Source organism: Prevotella falsenii DSM 22864 = JCM 15124, assembly GCF_000613945.1.
In the GTDB taxonomy this organism is placed as follows: domain Bacteria; phylum Bacteroidota; class Bacteroidia; order Bacteroidales; family Bacteroidaceae; genus Prevotella; species Prevotella falsenii.
The window spans coordinates 19,879-39,244 of record NZ_BAJY01000024.1 but is presented as its reverse complement, the minus strand read 5'-3'; the positions used below and the strand labels follow the sequence as shown (position 1 = coordinate 39,244).

At 51.6% G+C, this 19,366-nt stretch carries 17 protein-coding genes and 3 pseudogenes; 9 read left to right on the top strand and 11 right to left on the bottom strand.

Features of this window, described 5'->3' with window-relative positions; all coding sequences use genetic code 11:
* The 3 genes from JCM15124_RS09225 to JCM15124_RS15945 form a co-directional block, all read right to left on the bottom strand.
* Nucleotides 1-246: DUF3408 domain-containing protein (locus JCM15124_RS09225; protein WP_024999199.1), on the bottom strand; the 246-nt coding region annotated here is incomplete at its 3' end.
* Complete coding sequence (locus JCM15124_RS09220) at nt 230-1,012, bottom strand: ParA family protein (RefSeq protein WP_024999198.1); 783 nt, start codon at nt 1,010-1,012, stop codon at nt 230-232. The genes JCM15124_RS09220 and JCM15124_RS09225, both read right to left, overlap by 17 nt.
* A gap of 229 nt (nt 1,013-1,241) precedes the next feature.
* Complete coding sequence (locus JCM15124_RS15945) at nt 1,242-1,412, bottom strand: hypothetical protein (RefSeq protein ID WP_156930697.1); 171 nt, start codon at nt 1,410-1,412, stop codon at nt 1,242-1,244.
* A gap of 425 nt (nt 1,413-1,837) precedes the next feature.
* Here JCM15124_RS15945 and mobA point away from each other — a divergent pair, with 425 nt between their 5' ends.
* The 4 genes and pseudogenes from mobA to JCM15124_RS16685 all read left to right on the top strand — a co-directional run bounded on the left by mobA (nt 1,838) and on the right by JCM15124_RS16685 (nt 6,172).
* Nucleotides 1,838-2,251, top strand: a complete 414-nt coding sequence (mobA, locus tag JCM15124_RS09200) for a conjugal transfer protein MobA (RefSeq protein ID WP_024999196.1) — start codon at nt 1,838-1,840, stop codon at nt 2,249-2,251.
* Nucleotides 2,236-3,470 (top strand): annotated as a pseudogene (gene mobB / locus JCM15124_RS13940) (conjugal transfer protein MobB). Before mobA ends, mobB begins: the two are co-directional and overlap by 16 nt.
* Nucleotides 3,471-3,654: 184 nt before the next feature.
* The gene (mobC, locus tag JCM15124_RS09190) at nt 3,655-5,664 is read left to right on the top strand and encodes a conjugal transfer protein MobC (RefSeq protein ID WP_024999195.1); all 2,010 of its coding nucleotides are present in this window, start codon (nt 3,655-3,657) and stop codon (nt 5,662-5,664) included.
* Between the two features lie 304 nt (nt 5,665-5,968).
* Nucleotides 5,969-6,172 carry a permease of the drug/metabolite transporter gene (locus JCM15124_RS16685; RefSeq protein ID WP_232220145.1) on the top strand — a complete coding sequence of 68 codons (204 nt, stop codon included), beginning with the start codon at nt 5,969-5,971 and terminating at the stop codon, nt 6,170-6,172.
* Nucleotides 6,173-6,311: 139 nt separating this feature from the next.
* Here the strand turns inward: JCM15124_RS16685 and JCM15124_RS09180 are convergent, their stop codons facing one another.
* From JCM15124_RS09180 to JCM15124_RS17180, 8 genes and pseudogenes are all read right to left on the bottom strand, one after another.
* Complete coding sequence (locus JCM15124_RS09180; protein ID WP_036885286.1) at nt 6,312-6,638, bottom strand: RteC domain-containing protein; 327 nt, start codon at nt 6,636-6,638, stop codon at nt 6,312-6,314.
* A 22-nt stretch (nt 6,639-6,660) separates the two neighbouring features.
* Nucleotides 6,661-6,894 (bottom strand): hypothetical protein, encoded by a 234-nt coding sequence (locus tag JCM15124_RS09175; protein ID WP_024999192.1) that lies wholly within the window; start codon nt 6,892-6,894, stop codon nt 6,661-6,663.
* Between the two features lie 97 nt (nt 6,895-6,991).
* Entirely contained in the window at nt 6,992-7,618 is a 627-nt protein-coding gene (locus JCM15124_RS09170; protein ID WP_198019134.1) for a porin family protein, read from the bottom strand.
* A gap of 101 nt (nt 7,619-7,719) precedes the next feature.
* Nucleotides 7,720-8,487, bottom strand: coding sequence for a hypothetical protein (locus JCM15124_RS09165; protein WP_024999190.1), 768 nt, complete (start codon nt 8,485-8,487; stop codon nt 7,720-7,722).
* 25 nt (nt 8,488-8,512) lie between these two features.
* Complete coding sequence (locus tag JCM15124_RS09160; protein ID WP_024999189.1) at nt 8,513-8,899, bottom strand: hypothetical protein; 387 nt, start codon at nt 8,897-8,899, stop codon at nt 8,513-8,515.
* Between the two features lie 120 nt (nt 8,900-9,019).
* Nucleotides 9,020-9,493, bottom strand: coding sequence for an HU family DNA-binding protein (locus JCM15124_RS09155; RefSeq protein WP_024999188.1), 474 nt, complete (start codon nt 9,491-9,493; stop codon nt 9,020-9,022).
* A gap of 169 nt (nt 9,494-9,662) precedes the next feature.
* Nucleotides 9,663-10,760, bottom strand: coding sequence for an RCC1 domain-containing protein (locus tag JCM15124_RS09150; RefSeq protein ID WP_373277537.1), 1,098 nt, complete (start codon nt 10,758-10,760; stop codon nt 9,663-9,665).
* Nucleotides 10,746-11,479, bottom strand: a pseudogene (locus JCM15124_RS17180) (InlB B-repeat-containing protein); the annotation flags it as partial. The gene JCM15124_RS09150 and the pseudogene JCM15124_RS17180, both read right to left, overlap by 15 nt.
* A 238-nt stretch (nt 11,480-11,717) precedes the next feature.
* Between JCM15124_RS17180 and JCM15124_RS09135 the strand changes: the two are divergent.
* The 5 genes and pseudogenes from JCM15124_RS09135 (at nt 11,718) to JCM15124_RS13930 (ending at nt 19,357) form a co-directional block, all read left to right on the top strand.
* Nucleotides 11,718-12,986: an ATP-binding protein gene (locus JCM15124_RS09135; RefSeq protein WP_024999184.1), complete on the top strand. Its 1,269-nt coding sequence runs from the start codon at nt 11,718-11,720 to the stop codon at nt 12,984-12,986.
* A gap of 100 nt (nt 12,987-13,086) precedes the next feature.
* Nucleotides 13,087-14,997, top strand: a complete 1,911-nt coding sequence (locus JCM15124_RS14570; RefSeq protein ID WP_024999183.1) for a tetratricopeptide repeat-containing sensor histidine kinase — start codon at nt 13,087-13,089, stop codon at nt 14,995-14,997.
* On the top strand, nt 14,994-15,605 hold the full coding sequence (locus JCM15124_RS09125) for a response regulator (RefSeq protein WP_024999182.1): 612 nt from the start codon (nt 14,994-14,996) through the stop codon (nt 15,603-15,605). Before JCM15124_RS14570 ends, JCM15124_RS09125 begins: the two co-directional genes overlap by 4 nt.
* 194 nt (nt 15,606-15,799) lie before the next feature.
* Nucleotides 15,800-17,194 (top strand): DUF3945 domain-containing protein, encoded by a 1,395-nt coding sequence (locus JCM15124_RS09120; RefSeq protein ID WP_024999181.1) that lies wholly within the window; start codon nt 15,800-15,802, stop codon nt 17,192-17,194.
* A 34-nt stretch (nt 17,195-17,228) separates the two neighbouring features.
* Nucleotides 17,229-19,357 (top strand): annotated as a pseudogene (locus JCM15124_RS13930) (type IA DNA topoisomerase).
* Nucleotides 19,358-19,366: the final 9 nt, after the last annotated feature.

The window sequence follows — 19,366 nt, the reverse complement described above, 5'->3', positions numbered from 1 at the left end:
GCCGAGGTCGTTGCGGTAGATGAACAAGGATTCATAGTCCCCCTTCGGTATTCTGCGACGTGTACGGGAAAGAGGCCGTTTCACCTCCTCGGAAAGTTCTCTCTCTTCCTCCTGAGTTTCTTCGACAGACTCCTTTTTCTCGTAAGAAGCAGAGGGAGACTCCTCTTTCCGTCTCATGGGAATGCCTTGAGAGATCAGCTCTCTGATGGCATCGGGATTTATCTTTTCTCTATGCTTCTCTGCCATACACCTCATGTTTTACAATGGACAGGATTTCTTCCACAATTTCTTTCAGACGGCTGCCTCTGAGCAGCGTTCGGGATGCGGGGAAGATAGTTGAACGGAAGAGGGTCGTACCCTCATCCATGACCTCCTTTTTGTAGCGGGTCGTGTTGGGGACTGCCGTCTTTAGGATGGGAAGTCCCAACTCGGCAATGACTTTCTCATACATCGCATAGAGGGGTGTTTTCTCTCTGCCGTCCACCATGTTCCAAAAGAGGAAAATCCCCTTGTTATCCGTATCCGCATTGTCAGTGACCGCCTGCTTGATAACGGCTGAAAAGCTCAGCGTGCTTTCCAAGGAGATACGGTCGGAAGAGATAGGCGTGAAGATGTAGTCCATCCCGGCAAGCGTGTCGATGACGCCCCTCGTGTTGATGGTACCCGGCAAATCGAAAAACACGAAATCTGTTTCCGATTCATTGTGTTCCAGATAATCCTGTACGACGCCTATGGCTTCGTCCGAGGTCGTACAAAGGATGTTGTAGGTAGGCTTTTGAAGCCGGGAGAATTGGGCGACCGCCAATTCCTGTAGCGAGCTGTTTGTTTCCAAGCCTTTGGCATCCCGTTTTCTCATCTCGTTGATGCTGAACTGCGGGTAGTCGCAATCCACGACAAGGACATTGTATCCGCAGACATAGTGCAGATAGCTTGCCGTCAGGACCGTAAAGGTCGTTTTGCCGACGCCTCCCTTCTGGGTGGAGAAGGCGATAAAAACAGGTTTCTTTTTCATTGTCTTTTAGAGTTTTGTTCTACATATGCTTCATCACGGGAATCTGCCCGTGTCAGTTGATTCATTCCAATACCGGTCTCCTCATCCGTTCGGATGTCCCGACGTTCGGGGAACTCTGTTTGTGCAGAGGGATATGTGCCGATGATGACGGCTGTCTCCGCCTGCATAAAAAGTGGAGTTGTCCATCCCTTCATTCAGGAATCCCATCGCGGATTTCCCTCTGCCTGCGTCAGGACAATTGTACCGTCGTTCGCAGATACATCCCTTCGATTGCATTGTCGAAGTTCCATACGTATTCGCTGTACATACCCTCGAAAAGGAACGCATCCCAATCAGGGACTTTTGCGATGGCGGACATCTTCGATTTGCTCTTCGACGGGGCAAATATAGATGCCTTCAAAGCTCTTTTCCCACCCTTTTTGCTAACTGCGTACTTGTGGCTCCGATTTGCGTATTTGTGGCTCCGTAAGAGGTAAGTGATTTAGGCACAAGGCTTAGTAACTTTGCACCCAAGCGGTAAACCGAAGTTTTCGAGGCATGAAGCGTTCTTTCTTGAGAGACTGGACTTCCGTCCTTTGCGGACGGATTTATTTGCGTCGAAGCAAATAGCAAGATATGTCCTGCGTTACTCGAAATAAATTCGGTAACTCAGAACTCTTGCTCTTGCAGAGGGCAAGACACCTCCGAAGTCGGTGTCTTTGGGAAGATGTTTTCGATGTCTTGGAACGCAGGCTTTACCGTGAAATCTCTCGAAAGAGACTCCATCGTGCTTTGCACATCTGTCCCCCTTAGAGAGAAATACAAACCATTAAAATCCAAAGTAAAATGACAAAGAGACATGTGGGGAGACCCTTGAAAAAAGAGAAAGCCAACCATTGTTGCATGGTTCGGTTTACGGACACGGAGTTTGCGCGTTTCCTGACGCTTTATGAGCAATCAGGAGTCCCGAACAGAGCGGTTTTCATCAAAGCAAGGGTCTTTGATGAGACTTTTCGGGTAATAAAAGTGGATCGCTCGCTGCTCGATTACTACCAAAAACTGACGACTTTGTACGGACAGTTTCGCAGCGTGGGAGTGAATTATAACCAAGCTGTGGTCGCCTTAAAGAGTAATTTCACCGAGAAAAAAGCCTACGCCATGCTTGCCCAACTGGAGAAACTGACTCTTGAATTGGCGGCTATCGGAGGCGAAATTGTACAACTTACCCGTGAATTTCAGGAGAAATGGTCGCAAAGATAAACTATGGCAATTCCCTTTACGGTGCTTTGGCGTACAATGGAGAGAAGGTGAACGAGGGCGTTGCCAAGATTTTGGATACCAACAAAGTGTTCTCTCCGGCTGATGGAACACACAATATATCTGCCTGTATGCAGGACTTTATGACATATATGCCGAGTCATGTCCTCACTAAAAAACCGGTTATACACATCTCCTTGAATCCGCATCCCGATGACACCCTTACCGATGAGCAGTTCTCTGCCATCGCACGAGAGTATATCGAAAAGATGGGCTACGCTAATCAACCCTTTATCGTTTATAAGCACGAGGACATAGACAGGCATCACCTGCACATCGTGACCTTGGCTGTAGATGAAACGGGGCGGAAGATTAACGATGGGAATAATTTCTATACCAGCACCCGTATTCCAAGGAGCTGGAGCAGAAGTACGGTTTGATTCCTGCGCAAATGCGGAAGGAAAGAGAAGCGTTTCGCCTGAAAAAAATCTGCTATGGTGACGGGGAGAATCTCAAAAAGCAACTGGCTTCGGTTATCAAACCGGCAGCGAAATTCTACCACTTTCCGAGTTTCAAGGAATACCGTGCCTTGCTTTCCACCTATAATATATGTGTGGAGGAAGTCAAGGGGGAGATAAACGGAAAGACCTATATGGGACTTCTCTACTTTGCCACGGATAACAAGGGAAATAAAGTCGGGAAAGTGTTCAAATCCTCTCTCTTTGGGAAGTCTGTCGGATACGAAGCCCTGCAAAAAAGGTTCAAGGCTTCAAAGGAGAAAATGAAAGAAAAGCAGTTTGCCCCAAAGACGAAAGCAGCCGTAGCCGGAGCATTGAATCATTCTGCCACAAAAGAGGATTTTAGGGATAATCTCCATCGCAAGGGCATTGATGTGCTATTCCGAGAGAACGAACAGGGACGGCTCTACGGCATCACCTTCATAGACCATAACAACGGCTGTGTCGTCAATGGATCACGATTGGGTAAGGAACTTTCGGCAAACGCAGTTGCCGAATGGTTCGACCGCCCGCATCCCGAACTGTCAGCTCCTATACAGCAGAGTGAAAAAAGCAGTCTTCCCCAAATTCCGACCTCAGACGAAGATCCCGTATTGGGTGGTCTGCTTGACCTGCCGTTGGAGGCTCACGGAACGGATTGGGAGGAAGAGCTGTTCAGAAGACGGATGCAGAGAAGGAAAAAGCAGAAGAAACCGCGATTATAAACAGTATTTTTTACCTCTGAAATGCAGTAAAAAACCGCAGTCTGTAAAATGCTGATTATCAGACATTATCAGAAGGGGAAAATTGTCTTATAAGGGAATTTAAACTGTCCTATAAGACAATTTGAAAAGTCTTATAAGACAATTTCAGCAATCATAAAAGTAAGAACGAAATCAAACAGAAACGATGCAACAAGAAGATGATTTGAGGGCACTGGCGAAAATCATGGATTTTCTGCGTGCCGTAAGTATTATATTGGTGGTTGCCCACCTCTATTGGTATTGTTATGAAGCGATACGGCTATGGGACGTGAATATCGGTGTGATAGACAGGATACTGATGAATTTCCACCGCACGGCGGGGCTGTTCGGCAATATGCTTTATACCAAGCTCTTTGCGCTGGTACTGATGGGACTTTCATGTCTGGGTACAAAAGGTGTGAAAGAGGAGCATATCACCTGGTCGAAGATATGGGCATTCATGGGCGCCGGCTTTGTCTTTTTCTTCCTCAATTGGTGGATACTCGCCTTGCCTCTGCCCATAGAGGCGAATGCGGCTCTCTATACCTTTACGATAACCGTAGGCTATATTTGTCTGCTGATGGCGGGACTCTATATGAGCCGGCTCTTGAAGAACAACCTGATGGAGGATGTCTTCAATCAGGAAAACGAATCCTTTATGCAGGAGACAAGGCTCTTGGAAAACGAGTACTCGGTCAATCTGCCGACCCGTTTCTATTATCGTAAGAAATGGAACAAGGGTTGGATAAACGTGGTCAATCCTTTCCGTGCAGTCTCCGTCTTGGGAACGCCGGGTAGCGGTAAGTCCTATGCCATCATCAATAATTTCATCAAGCAGCAAATCGAAAAAGGTTTTGCCATCTATTGCTACGACTTCAAATACCCTGACCTCTCCACGATTGTTTACAACCACCTGCTGCATCACTCGGAAGGATATAAGATCAAGCCGAAGTTTTATGTGATCAACTTCGACGACCCTCGGCGGTCACACCGTTGCAATCCGATACACCCCGATTTTATGAGCGACATATCGGATGCCTATGAATCGGCTTATACGATAATGCTCAACCTGAACAAGACGTGGGTGCAGAAACAGGGGGACTTCTTCGTGGAGTCTCCCATCGTACTCTTCGCCGCCATCATCTGGTATCTCCGTATCTTCGAGGGTGGCAGGTATTGTACCTTTCCGCACGCCATTGAGTTTCTCTGCCGCAAGTACGAGGATATTTTTCCAATACTTACTTCCTATCCTGAATTGGAGAACTATCTTTCTCCTTTCATGGACGCTTGGCTCGGAGGGGCGGCTGACCAGTTGCAGGGACAGATAGCTTCCGCCAAGATTCCTTTGTCGAGGATGATCAGTCCGCAACTCTATTGGATTATGACGGGAGATGATTTTACGCTCGACATCAACAATCCCCAAGCCCCCAAAATCCTATGCGTGGGGAACAATCCCGACAGACAGAACATTTACGGAGCAGCATTGGGGTTGTATAATTCGCGTATCGTCAAGCTCATCAATAAGAAAGGAATGCTGAAAAGTTCCGTACTGATAGATGAGCTGCCTACCATATACTTCAAAGGGCTCGACAATCTGATCGCCACTGCTCGAAGCAACAAGGTTGCGGTCTGCTTAGGCTTTCAGGACTTTTCGCAGTTGAAGCGGGATTATGGGGATAAGGAAGCTGCTGTGGTGATGAATACCATCGGGAACATCTTCTCCGGTCAGGTGGTCGGCGAGACGGCAAAGACCTTATCGGAGCGTTTCAGAAAAGTGCTTCAAAAACGGCAGAGCATGAGCATCACCCGTAGCGATAAGACGACCTCCATCTCCACACAGATGGACAGTCTTATTCCGCAGAGCAAGATCTCTACGCTCACACAGGGAATGTTCGTGGGAGCGGTTGCCGATAATTTCTCCGAACGCATCGAGCAGAAGATATTCCACTGTGAGATTGTGGTGGACAATGCGAGGGTGGCAAGGGAAACGGCAGCCTATCGTCCGATACCTGTTCTGACGGACTTCACGAATGAAAACGGAGAGGATATGTTGGAACAGGAAATCAAGGCGAATTATGAACGGGTAAAGACGGATGTGCGGGACATCGTGGAACGGGAGTTGCAACGGATTTCCGACGATCCGGAACTCTCCAAACTACTCAATACCAAGAAATAACGGTTGTTTTTCTTGGCTCTAACGTTGGATTTTTGTATTTTTGAATGCGCTAAACGATTACACTATGAATTGTTTTAATCATACTCAAGAACCAGCGGTTGCACAATGTGCCGATTGCGGAAAAGGGCTGTGTCCCGAATGTGCGGAAAGGTATCAGCCGATACTCTGTACACCTTGTTTTCAGAAAAGAAAACGTAGTGAGATTTGGCGTAGCATCTTCAGCCTGTTATTTCTCATCACCTTGTTTGTCATAGGTTTCAGATGGAATTTCTTGGCGACCAAAGGTTTTGAGGATATGAGATGGATGTCCGGATATGTGCTGATGGCGATATGGTCGGGCTACCTCTTCGCTGAGAAATTCATTCCCTATAAAATGGTTGCCGGGACAAACGGGCAGTGGGTATTTTACTATATCTTCAAACTGATTCTCTTTGTTGTCATCGGAGTTTTTACCGCTCCTTTTACTTGTCTCTGGGCTGTGTATAGGGTATTCAAGGCTTTTCGGTAAGAGGAGGCAAATTCTCCAACTAAGAGTTGGAGTTTTTCTAATCTTCTTTCGAGAGACTCGAAAATCTTCTGCCTCCAACAGTTGCAGAAAAGAAATCAAGGGAGATTCTCCGAAAATGGAGTATCTCCCTTTGTTACATTTACCGTTTCTTGAACTTTCCGCCTTTCAGGTCGCTCTCCACCATTCGCTTGTTCAGCTTCTCCCGAAGTTCATCGAGAAAGTAGGTGCGGCTGTCGTCCTTGCGGCGTTTCATGTTCATATAGACGTTGTAGCAGTTCTTGATTTCCACGCCGAAGATTTCGGAAAGAGCGTCTGCTAATTCCTCTACGCCGATCTCTCCATTGTTAATGCAGTTGCAGGTGTCAAGTGCATAAAGCAATTCAACCAAATCTGTAGCTTTGCCTGTCCAGCGGAACATCTTGGCAGGTTCGGGTTGCACGGCTGACAGAAGTCCCTGCATCCGCATCATCAGTAATTCCAACTCCGTGTCAATGACAAAGAGCAGCTCCGACACATTTTTTTTCCACCCTGTCCAACGAAGATACCTCTTGCAGGGCTTGCAGGCGGAAGCGGGTATAGCGGAGGGTACGAAACAATGAGGAGTGGGAGTTTTCCCTCTTGCAAAGGGTAACGATTTCGTCAATGAAACCGCCTGTTGCGTTTGGAGACGGTTTGTCCGAGAGCAATGCCTCGAATGCCGGTGTTTCGATAAGTCTTTTCATTTTTTTCTGTTTGATTGGGTTCACATATAAAAAGGAGCACACAGTCGCCGCTTTGCTGCGGTTCCCGTGCGCTCCTTCGGGTTTCAGGCGTTTTTGTTCAGAACAGGTAGCCCATGCTGAGGAATGTGTTGTGCATGTGCATGGTACCGCCCGACACAGTGAAATTCTTTCCGTTGGCTTCCGCCAGTCCTATCTCGGTGCCAATGCCGAAGGCGAATTTTCCGTTGTCGGCATGGAGACCGAACGTTAGTCCCGCATCGAACGGATTGAGCAGTTTGTCGCCGAAAGTCTGCTTGCTCTCACCTCCGCCAGACATGCTGTAATTGCCTGCCACGCCATAGGCGAAGAACGCGCCCATACGGGGCTCGAAAGTCCATTTGCCGAACTCCAGAGCATAGCCGCCAGCCACGGGCACTTGCACATAGGCGGCTTTCGCCGTCAGCGTGCGGCTACTGCCTGTCTCGTCTGCGGTAAAACCTTTCAGCGACAGTTCAACACCCGAATGGATGCGCCAATGCGAATCGAAGGCGTAGGTGAATGTCAGTCCCGCCGCACCGCCTACGAACGATTTGCTACTTACCGACTCGCCTTTTGGGGCGTCGAAATGGAGCGAAGCGATGTTCATGGCGACTTTCACACCCCATTGCGTCCGCTTCACCGCCTCCGTCGTATCTGTCTGCTGCGCCCACATCGTACCGGCCAACCCGATTATATATACAGTCATCAGCACAATCCGCTTTGCGAATGTCGCCGATAGAATCTTGTTTTTCTTTTTCATGTCCTTTTCTCTGTTTATGCTCTCCGTTGCCAGAAACGGGTTATTTATTATTGATTTGCAATCTCCCAATACAGCACAGGTCGTTTCCTCTGCGCATCCCATTGCCACGGTGCCGTGTCGTCCGTGCCGAACGGGAAGGCAATCATCTTTTGTTTCATGTTCTTGTCGGCTCCGTCAGGTAACCGCCACCACGTTTCTTCCTGTGTGGTTGAAAGCGGAACGGCACGCTTCGGCACCAGTTTTACGGGCGGTTGCTCCACATCGTTGCCGTCGTAGCAGTGGAGAGGCATGTCCTCAAGATAGTAAAACTGCGTTCTGGCATGGGAAAACATTCCCTTCCCAAACAAACCGCTTGGAAACGGAGAGGCTTTGGGCAAAGGTGTTCCAGCACCCCTGACCTCAATCAGACGGTTCAATGCCGCACAATTATTCATGATGCATGTACCATGATTGATTACGACAATTCCTCCGGCATTTCCCGAAGAAAACACCGACGCTTCGGAATAACAATACTCAATTAAACCGTACTTGCCTTTCGATGAGCCAGGAGTGGCTCCCATGCTCATGCCTCCCGACCCTATCCCAATGCTGAAACCGCCTGTTACGAGCAATCCGTTGCCACAGGCAATACCTGCTGCAAAGCCTAACGCCACGCGTATGCTTCCGGTGGAGTAACAATGCTGTATATTACCATTATTGACACCTGCGATACATCCGCCGTATTGCCCTCCTTCATATCCCGAAAGTGCTTTCACTTTCTTGCGGGGTTCCGTTTGGGCGTACTCGCAACTAAGGTCGCAGTCGAGACGCAACATGTAATCTTGCCTTTGTTTACTCCGGCTATATTGCAATATACAGCATTTTCTGTCCGTCGGTATAGGTTGGCTTGCCGGCTACGCGCAAGTTCTTTACCTCGCCTTTTCCGTCGATAATCCCGAACAGTCCGACACTTCTGTTATCTGTTTCAGGACCGAAACTGTTGATGGTTATCGTGTGGCTGTTGCCGTCAAAAGTTCCGCTAAATCCCATTTCGCCGTCATGGGTCATCCATCCGATGGGTACCCAGTTGTCGAGTGTCAAGTCATTTTTCAATATGTACGAACCGCTCAGAGTTTCCCTGTCCGTACCGATAGCGGCCAGTTCCTCCGCCGTGCGGATTTCTGTCTGTCCCATTGCCGAGCCGATGACGGCGGCGAGCAGGGTGGTCAGTATAACAGTTCTTTTCATTTTGTATCTTGTTTTATGCCCCCGTTGCCGGAGGCGGATTGAACATTCTGTTTGTAAAAGGAGCCGCAGGGCTATGGACTGTGATGCAGTCAGCTGCTCTGCGGCTTTAGGCACTTTTGCTCATCCGAGAGGGTTGGGCACTTCGCTTCCGCCGGGTGAGGGGGATGGTGTAGGCGCAATGGTTTTCTTCGCCGGAGCCTCGACACGTTCGTAAGTCACACCCGAGAGAGTAAAATACCGTTTCGAGGGGGAGAGCTTCACCACCGGTTTGGTGATGTGCACGGCGGCGTTGAACTCCTCTTTACCTTTCTCCACGAGCTTGCTCTGGAACGAGGGGCGGAGCGAGCCGATGTCGCCGAAGTCCACGATGTCGCCGTTTTCCACGTGCTTTTTGGCCACTTCGGCTGCGAGGCGCATCACCGCCTCCACTTCCGCACCCGTGAAGGTCGTCGCCCTCGCCACCTCTTCACAGAATGCGCGGTGGTCGATACGTTTGCGTCCCGTGGGACTAGCCTGAATCACTGTTTTGCCGGCCAGTGCGCCGACGGTTGCCTTACGCTCGCTGAGCGTGTAGGCCAATGGTCTATTTGCCATAGTTCTATTGTTTTAAAGGGTGATTAAATCGTTATTCTTGCCTGTTCCATTCGTCCGCTCCCGAAAAGGTCGTGCGTTTTGCCCGAAACCCTCGACCCTTTTTGCCGAAACCCTCGTGGGTTTTGAAGAGATAGCAGGGTAGCGACGAATACCGGCGTTTGCTAATGTCTTATTTTGAAGAGGTAATAGTCCATCGGTACCCCACCGTGGGCGATACCCATTCGTACAGCACGGTTACCTTTCCGTTGTCAGACACTGTAAAGGTATGCGTTGTGGAACTCGTTGCATTTTTGAGTTTCAGTTCCAGACTATATGTTCCAGGCTTTACCTTTATCGTGTAGGCAGAGCCTCCCGTAACGATGTTTTGGTCGTAGTAACGAAGCTCGGCCGTCTTGCTACGGTCGTATAGGCGTAGGTACGTGATGTAGTCGTATGTATGCGTGTCGTTGACTTTTACCTCGATGGTGCTGTTTCCGCCCAATTGGTCGAACGGATTGACGTATCCCAGTGTCTGTATCGTTCCGTCGGTTTTCAGGATAAGGCTGTGCGTGCGTCCGACGCTTACAGACTTCACACCCGAGGCGATTTTGACGAACTTCGGACAATTATTGTCATTGCCTGGCACGAGCTGCCTGTAGCTGTTGTCGCCCGCAGCCCAGAGCGTTCCATCGGTTTTCAGGGCGAAACTGCGATAGTATCCGGCAAAAATCTCCGCCACATCACGGAGAGGCGTTCCGGAACTCTCGACCACCTGCGTGAAAGTCTTGACTTCACCGGTATTGCCCGTTCCCGTCTGTCCGAATCCGCTGCCGCCGGAAGCATACACCGTTCCGTCCGTTTTCAGGATAAGGCTGTGTTCCGCTCCCGCGGCAATGGCTTTCGCTCCCGAAAAGATTTGTACGAATGAAGGGTTTTCTGCGCTCGGGGCATTGGATCCGAGTGCGCCCACGTAGCCGTAACCGGCGCCCCATACGGTGCCGTCTTTCTTCAAGGCAAGAGAGTGCTCTCCGCCGGCGGCAATGACGGAGACATCTGCCGTCAGATTCGTGGCGGTAAACCGGTCTTTGGCAGTCATATCGCCCACGCCGAGTTGTCCGTAAGCATTCCAACCCGTTGCCCATACCGAGCCGTTGTTTTTCATGACAAGCGTAAATGAATTGCCCATCGCTACCGTACGGACATCGTTCACGGGGATGGACGTGAAAGTGTGATACTTTTTCTTGTCTTCGAGACCGAGCGCACCGTCAGAGTTACTGCCGCTGCCCATGAGGCTTCCGTCCGCCTTGAGTATGATCGAAGTGTATGCGCCTGCATATACGGCAGATACGTCTGAGGAGACTTGGGTCGGCATCCACGCATCGTCCGTGTTACCGGTGCCGAGTTGTCCGTTGTTGTTGTGCCCTAAGGCAATCAGTGTCCCGTCCTGATTCAGGATGAAGTGGCTATGGTATCCCGATGCGACAGCTTTTGTGCCCGTCTGTGGCTGCTCTCCTCCTGCCTGCCACTTGGCATAGAGCGTAAAGTTCGCCGTTACGCCGCTTACATCGTAGGGGAAGGTTACTTTGTTGGTAAGAGCCGCTTCTTTATACCATCCTCGAAAGTGCAGCCAGTCTTTACGGGTGCGGCAGGCTCGGCAAGTGTTCCACCCTTGAGCACTTGTGTGGCGTGGTTGTCACCCTCGGAGGGCCATGCGCCGCCGTTCAGTTCCCACACCACCTGCCAGTATTCGGCCTGGGCTTCCGGCAGCCACTGGGCGCGCAAGGTGAGGTCGCGCGTTACGGGTATCCGGAAATCGTAGGCGTTTGTGCCGTCTGCCGACCAACACACGAACACAAAGTCTTTTTTTGTCGGTGCGGGCGATGGAGCGACAGCCGTCTTGCCTTCTTCCACGCTTTGCTTTTCCGGCACGGGCGTGCCGCCGTCGGCATCGAATGTCACGGTGTAGAACGTTTTCACTTCGTCCTTGCCACAGGAGGCAAGCCCCATTGCCATGATGCCCAGAAGGGCGATAAATAGAATCTTTTTCATTGTCTTATCCTTTTATATGTGTTATGTTAATTCAATATAATGCCACAAAATTACCTCCTCTTCACAAACGCCAATACCCCACTTGTGGGAGTTTTTGCAGTCGGAAAGCAAAAAAATGCACCTGAAAGCGGAAAATCGGAGAAAAGTTTCTCGGTTACGGACGAAAAACGCTATATTTGCAAGAAAATAATCAGTTATGGACGAAAGATTGCAAGCGCTTAGGAAGTACAACCTGTGGGATTCCGCCCCGTTCGACTTCGGGTACGAGCGAAACGGATATACGGACAAAATAGCATCTTACACAGGCAACCGCCTCGTCAAGGTGCTCGTTGGACAGCGGCGCGCGGGCAAGAGCTACCTGCTGCGCCAAGTGGCACGGCGGCTCGTAACGGACGGCGTGAAGGCGGAGAACACGCTCATCATCAACCGCGAACTGGCGGACTTCGATTTCCTTGCCACCCACAAAGACCTCGACGAGTTGCTCAGGCTCTACAAGTCGGAACTGAAACCAAAGGGGAAAGTCTATCTCTTCATCGACGAGGTGCAGATGATAGAGGGATGGGAGAAAACCGTCAATTCCTGCTCGCAGGACTATGCCGAGGAGTACGAGGTGTTCGTGAGCGGCTCCAACTCCCGCCTGCTTTCGGGCGAACTCGCCACGCTGCTCTCAGGGCGCTATGTCTGTTTCGAGATACTCCCCTTCAGCTTTTCGGAATACGCCGGCATCAGCGGCAGGGAGGCGGACAAGGCGTGCTACACGGAATACATGAACGGCGGAGGACTGCCGGAGCTCTACGCCCTGTCGAACCCCGAACTGAAACGCAACTACATCTCCGCCGTCAAGGACACGGTGCTGCTGCGCGACATCATCCAACGCCATAGCATCCGCGATCCGAAACTGCTCGAAGACATTTTCGTGTTCTTGGTGAACAACGCCTCGAACCTCGTTTCGGTGAGCGGCATCGTGAACTATTTCAAAAGTCAGGGGCGCAAAACGAGCTACGATGCCGTGTCGAACTACATCGGCTACGTCGAGGACACCTTTTTGGTGCATCGCTGCGACCGCTACGACATACGGGGCAAGGACACCATCGCGGGCAATGCGAAATACTACCTCAACGACCTTGCCTATCGGAACTATCTCTATCCGGGCTATGGCTACGGTTTCGGCTACCTGCTCGAAAACCTCGTTTACTTGGAGCTGCGCCGTGCCGGGTACGATGTCTATACGGGCGTGACGAAAGGGAAGGAAGTGGATTTCGTCGCCCGCAAAGCCGACAGGGCCGTATATCTGCAATGCGCCTACCTGCTTGCCGACGAGGCGACGGTGGAGCGGGAATATTCGGCTCTCGAAACCATCGCCGACAATTTCGAAAAAGTGGTCGTCTCGCTCGACGACCTGACGCTCCCGCTGCGTGAGGGCATCCGCCACGTGCAGGCGTGGAAGTTGGCGGAACTGCTGTGAGAAAACGGTAGTCGGTCGTAAAAACTCCCACAAGTGGGGTATTGCGTTTCGGACGAGGCGCATAATTTTGCAACACGTTGAACATCAAATTCCCTGCAAGATGAAAAGAACAGCCGTCATCCTCCTGCTCGCACTCGTCGCTCTTTCCGCTTTTGCGGAAGAAGTGAACCGCTATGCCGACTCGCTTCTGCACATTGTGCAGACGAAACGGCTGACCGACCTCGAACGGGCGAAACTATATGCCGACATCACCGAGTCGTACTGCGCCCATGATATGCCCAACACCTTCAAATACGGCACGATGGGGCTGGAAGCCGCCCTGCGGTGCGATGACAAAACACTGATATTCCGTTTCTACAACTACATCGGCTCGACCTACACCTACCGTTGCTCCTACGACACCGCCAAGGTGTACCTCGATCTGCAAATCGCCGCCGCCGAAGCCTCCGGCAACAAGAAGCTCGTGCAGAAAGCATGGCAGGCGGCGGGCAACTTCTACGCGCGCCAAGGGCAGTTCATCCTTGCCGTGGAGAGCTACCTCAACATCCTGAAACATTTCGACGGTGACGAGAGCAGCCGCGACTACATCATCGCCCACGGCAACATCGGAGAGTGCTACCGTCGTATGGGCAACCCCAAGCGGGCGTTGCACTATCTGGAGCGAGAACGGGAGTTGGCGGAAAAATACGGTGAGCCTACCTCTATCGGACAGGCACAACGTGAGTTGGGTTATGTCTATTTGGCGCTGGGTGATGCCGACAGGGCGTTGGAGTATATGTTGAAAGTGAAACCGAAAGAGCGAGGGGCTCCGGTCAATCACGCCGACCTCTGCGAAGCTCTTGTCAAGGCATATCTGATGAAAAATCAATACCCGGACGCCCTTGCATGTGCGGCCGAATGCAAGGATGCAGCCGAATGGTTGGGCGATCCGTATATCCACACACTCACATGGAACCTCTATGCCGACATCTATCGCGCGCAGGGTCGTTACGGCGAATGCCGCGCCGCCGCCCTGAAAGCGTGGAGCATCGACTCCCTATCGATAAACACGGCACCCACTTCGGCGTTCAACATCGCCTTCGCCTCGGCGATGCTTGGTAAACGTAGCGACGCTTCGCGTTTCTTCGGAGTGTATAACCGCATGATGAACGAGCGGACGGACAAGAACTACCATGAGGCACTGTCGCAGATGGAGGTGGTGTACGAGACGGAGAAGAAGCAACAGCAAATCGCCTTGCTCGAAAAGGAGAAACGTTTCTTTATCATAACAGGCGTTTCGGGTGCGCTCATCCTCCTACTTGCCTTCGGATTGCTCTTTTACCGCCATCGTCTCAACCGCGAAAAGCGTGAACTCGCCGAACGGAAAGTGAAGCAGTTGGAACAGGAAAGACAGCTTGTCGCCACGCTTGCCCTCTTGGACGGCGAGAATGCCGAGCGCACCCGCTTGGCACGCGACCTGCACGACGGGTTGGGCAGCATGCTCTCGGTCGTCAAACTGCACCTGCACGGCATCAGGAATATATCCGCACTGGCGGAAGCGGATGCCGGACGGCTTGCCAAAGCCCGAGAGATGCTCGACGAACTGGCGGTGGAGCTTCGCCGCATGGCGCACAACCTGATGCCCGACTCGCTCTCACGCTACGGCATCAAGACCCCGCTGGAGGATTTCTGCCGCTCCGTCCCGATGGCGAGCTTCCAATTCTTCGGAGAAGACCTCCGACTCGGCAGCCGCCTCGAAGTGCTCATCTACCGTTGTGCCTACGAACTCATCAACAACGCGATCAAACATGCCGAAGCCACGCGCATCAATGTGCAGCTGACCGTGGACGAGCGCTTCGTATCGCTTTCCGTGCAGGACGATGGCAAAGGCTTCGATCCCGAAACGGTGGCTTATGGTGCGGGCTTCACCAACATGCGCAATCGCATTGCTTCCTACAACGGAAAGATCAATGTCTATTCCTTGCCCGGCGCAGGCACGGAAGTAACCATCGAAATAGAACTCACACCATGATACAGGTACATATCGCGGACGACCACCGCATGCTGGTCGAAGGTTTGCAGGCTGCCATCGAGGAACCGGGGACAGCCAAAGTCGTGGATACGTCGCATACGCTCGATGCGTGCCGCAAGACACTCCTGTTCCGCCGTCCCGACGTGTTGCTCTTGGACATCTCCATGCCCGACGGCAGCGGCATCGATTTCTGCAAGGAGATGCACGAGGCATATCCGGGCGTGAAAATCCTGATGCTTACCACCTACGACGAGTACACGATGGTGAACCGTGCCATTGCCGCCGGAGCATCGGGCTACATCCAGAAGAACGCCCTGTCGGAGGAGGTGGTCAAAGGCATCGAGACCGTCATGGCAGGTGAGGAATACTTCAGTAGAGAGATAGACCGGATGATGAAAAAGCGCATCAATCATGCCGTATGGCTCACCGTTCGCGAGCAAGAGCTGCTCCGGCACATCGTGGACGGCTGCACCAATCAGGGAATAGCCGACCGTATGTTCCTCAGCGTGGAGACCATCAAGACCTACCGCAAAAACCTGATTTTCAAACTCGGAACCAAGAATGCGGCGGAATTGGTACAAATCGCCATCCGCGACAAGTGGGTGTGAGAAACTGTTCCCCCTTTAAGAACGGGATATGCCGGAAACGGTGTATCCCGTTTGTTTTTCTTTCTTCCTAAAACGCCACTTCCGTCCATATCGAAGCCACAAGTACGCAGTTGTCTTAAACCTATAACACGCACATTTTCTTTGATTTACCTTTGTCTTCGCACCGCTGTTGGTGTCATTAAATACATTGTAATATGGACGAAAAAATCAAAGACCAAGAAGTCCTTTTGGTCAAGGATCAGAAGGGCGAAAACCTCAAAGCCGTCACAGGTACGGACGAGAAAGGCGGACTGAAAACCGTTCCGCCCACCGCCGAGCATGAACAGAGCTTCCTGAAGTTCGACAAACACAGCAATGCGCTGGAGAACTTTCTTTCCAACTTCATGCGGCAGTTCAAGAACCCCACACCGCTGAACTTCTTCAAAGTCCCCTTTGAGAGTGCCGTTGCCAGTGCACGTGTACTCTCGGAGATGCTTAAAGCACCGGATGTCCCCTCCAATAAGGAGATGCTGGACTCTGTCCGTATCAATCCTGCGGACTATGCAGGGGAGCAGAAACAGTCCTTCCAAGGCATTGACCCCGACAAGGTGAAGTGGGAGCAGTTCGAGCAGATGGGCGTAAGCCGTGAAAGTCTGGAAAAGGGCAAGCATCTTGATGACCTGCTTCAATATCGCAAGACTCCGCTTGTTCCTATCAGCATCAAAATCGGGGAAGTCTCCCTCTACACCGATGCCCGTCTTTCCCTGAAAGCCTCCGGAGACGGTACGTTTATCCCTGTTGTCCATGCCATTCGCAAGGAGCCGCAATTGGAGCGTGAATTCTTCGGGCATACCTTCACCGACGAGGACAAGAAAGCCCTCAGAGAAACGGGAAACCTCGGTCGTACCGTGGAGCTGACCTTCCCCGGAAGCAACGAACCCACCCGCAGTTTCGTGAGCATTGACCGCCTGACCAATGACATCATCGCCCTGAGTGCAGACAAGGTACGCATCCCTGATGAAATCAAGAGCGTGAAGCTGACCGATGAGCAGAAAAAGGAGCTGTCGGAAGGCAGGAGCATCTATGTGGAGGGTATGACCTCCAAAACGGGAAAGCATTTCAATGCCAGCTTACAGTTCAATGCCGACAAGCGGTCGATTGAATTTCGTTTCGCTTCTCCCAAGCAGGAACAACGCCAAAGACAAGCCCCCGAAGGACAGGGACAGGCGGAGCAACAAGAATTGCGTATCCCCAAGAAGATGCTGGGACGCGACATCTCTCCCGAAGAGCAAGCAAAGCTCAAAGCAGGTGAAACGGTCTATATGACCGGGCTTATCGACAAGAAAGGAGAGTCTTTCAATGCCTACGTGCGTCCGAACTTCGAGAAGAACAAGTTCGATTTTCTCAAATGGAATCCCGACAAGTCTCAAACCAAAGAGGTCATTCCCGACAACGCTTCCCGGACACAGGTCGCCGTCAATTCCGAAGGTAAGACCAACGAGGCTGCCAAGCATGTAAAGGAGCCGCTCAAACAGGGACAGACAGAGCCTACCGCCCAGCAGGAACAGAAGGAAGAAGAAAAGAAGCGTTCCAAGGGAATGAAAATGTAATCCGCCACCACTAATATCCAAAAAGTAAGAACAAATGAAAGTCATCATAGCAGAAAAGCCGAGCGTAGCTCGTGAAATCGCCCGTGTCGTTCGGGCAACCAACAAGAAAGAGGGTTATATCGAAGGAGGCGGCTATGCCGTCACGTGGGCATTGGGACATCTGATAACGGCAGCCATGCCCGAAGCCTACGGCATCAAGGGTTTCCACAAAGATAACCTGCCGATTCTTCCTTCCGTCTTTACCCTTATTCCCCGCCAAGTCAAGAGCGGAAAAGGCTACAAGACTGATCCGAGTGCCGTTGCCCAATTGAAAGTCATCGAAAAACTCTTCCGAGCGTGTGAGGGCATTATCGTTGCCACTGATGCCGGAAGGGAAGGTGAGCTCATATTCCGCTTTATCTACGAGTATCTCGGCATCGCCAAACCTTTTGAGCGACTGTGGATCAGTTCCTTGACAGACAAAGCCATCAAAGAGGGGCTTGCCCGTCTGCAAAGCGGAGCAGCGTATGACAATCTCTATTATGCCGCCCGTGCCCGCAGCGAAGCCGACTGGCTGGTGGGCATCAATGCCACACAAGCCATATCCATTGCCGCAGGGCGAGGCACTTATTCCTTGGGGAGGGTACAGACCCCGACGCTTTGTATGGTCTGCTCCCGTTTTTTGGAGAACAAGAAGTTCGAGCCACAGCCATTCTGGCAACTCAGCATTGCCGTAAGGGAGGGTGATGAGAGCTTCCGTTTTTCCTCCGCCGATCGTTGGTTCGATAAGGCAGAAGCCACTGCCCTGTACGAGAAACTCAAACAAGCTCCTTATGCCACTGTAGAGACAGTTGTGCGCAAGGAAACCAAACAGGATCCACCGCTTCTGTATGATTTGACAACCCTGCAGAAAGAAGCGAACAGCCGATACGGATACACGGCAGAACAGACCCTTTCCTTGGCTCAGAAACTCTACGAAAGGGCATACATCACCTATCCACGCACGGGCAGCCGCCATATCCCCGAAGATGTCTTTGCCGAAATTCCAGCTTTGATAGCCTTTTTGCACGACCATCCCGTCTGGGGTGTCCATGCCCGCCGACTGACCGAACTGAACGCGCATTCGGTGGACGGCAAGAAAGTGACCGACCACCACGCCTTGCTCATCACGGGCAAGAAGCCGATAGACATGTTTGGAGAAGAAGCGGTCATCTACGATATGATAGCCGGACGTATGCTCGAAGCCTTCTCCGCCCGTTGTGTGAAGGATGTCAGCACGGTTACTGCTGTCTGCGAGGATGTGAAGTTTATCCTCAAAGGTGAAATCATCAAGGAAGAGGGTTGGCGTGCAGTTCTCAAGAACAGCAGGAAAAAAGACAAGGAGCAGACGGAAGCCGAAGAACGGGAAAGGCGGGAGAATGGGGAAGGCATCATCATCCCACAATGGAGGAAGGTGAGCAATTTCCGCTCTGTGCCTGTTCGCTGGCACAGGGAACGACCAAGCCCAAGCCCCTGCACACGGAAAGTTCACTGTTGGCAGCGATGGAGACGGCAGGCAAAGAGTTGGAGGACGAGGAACTGCGTGCGCAGCTCAAAGATTGCGGTATCGGTACGCCCGCTACCCGTGCTGCCATCATTGAAACCCTCTTTGCACGCGAGTACATGGTGCGCCAAAAGAAATCGCTCGTTCCCACGGAGAAAGGACTTGCCGTCTATTCCATCGTCAAGGGGATGAAAATCGGCAATGCGAAGATGACCGGACAGTGGGAAGCGGACTTGGCGAGAATCGAACGAGGAGAGTTGAAAGAGCGGGACTTTCGCAAAGGCATCGAAAGCTATGCCACACAGATTACCGACGAACTCCTCTCCTCCAAAATCCTCTTTCCCAAGAAACAGAGCGACATCCATTGTCCCAAATGCGGAAAAGGGTCACTGGTCTTCTATCCCCGATGTGCCAAATGCTCGGATGCCGATTGCGGCCTGACCCTTTTCCGCAGCGTGGCGTGCAAGAGCCTCACGGACGAGCAACTGACGCAATTGGCGGTAAACGGGGAGACAGGCATCATCAAGGGCTTTACCTCCAAAGCGGGCAAAAGCTTCGAGGCTTCACTCTCCTTGGATGGAGAGTTCAAGACGGTATTTGTCTTTCCCGAACGCAAGAAAACAGGCAAATCCCGAAGGTAAATCCCCGTA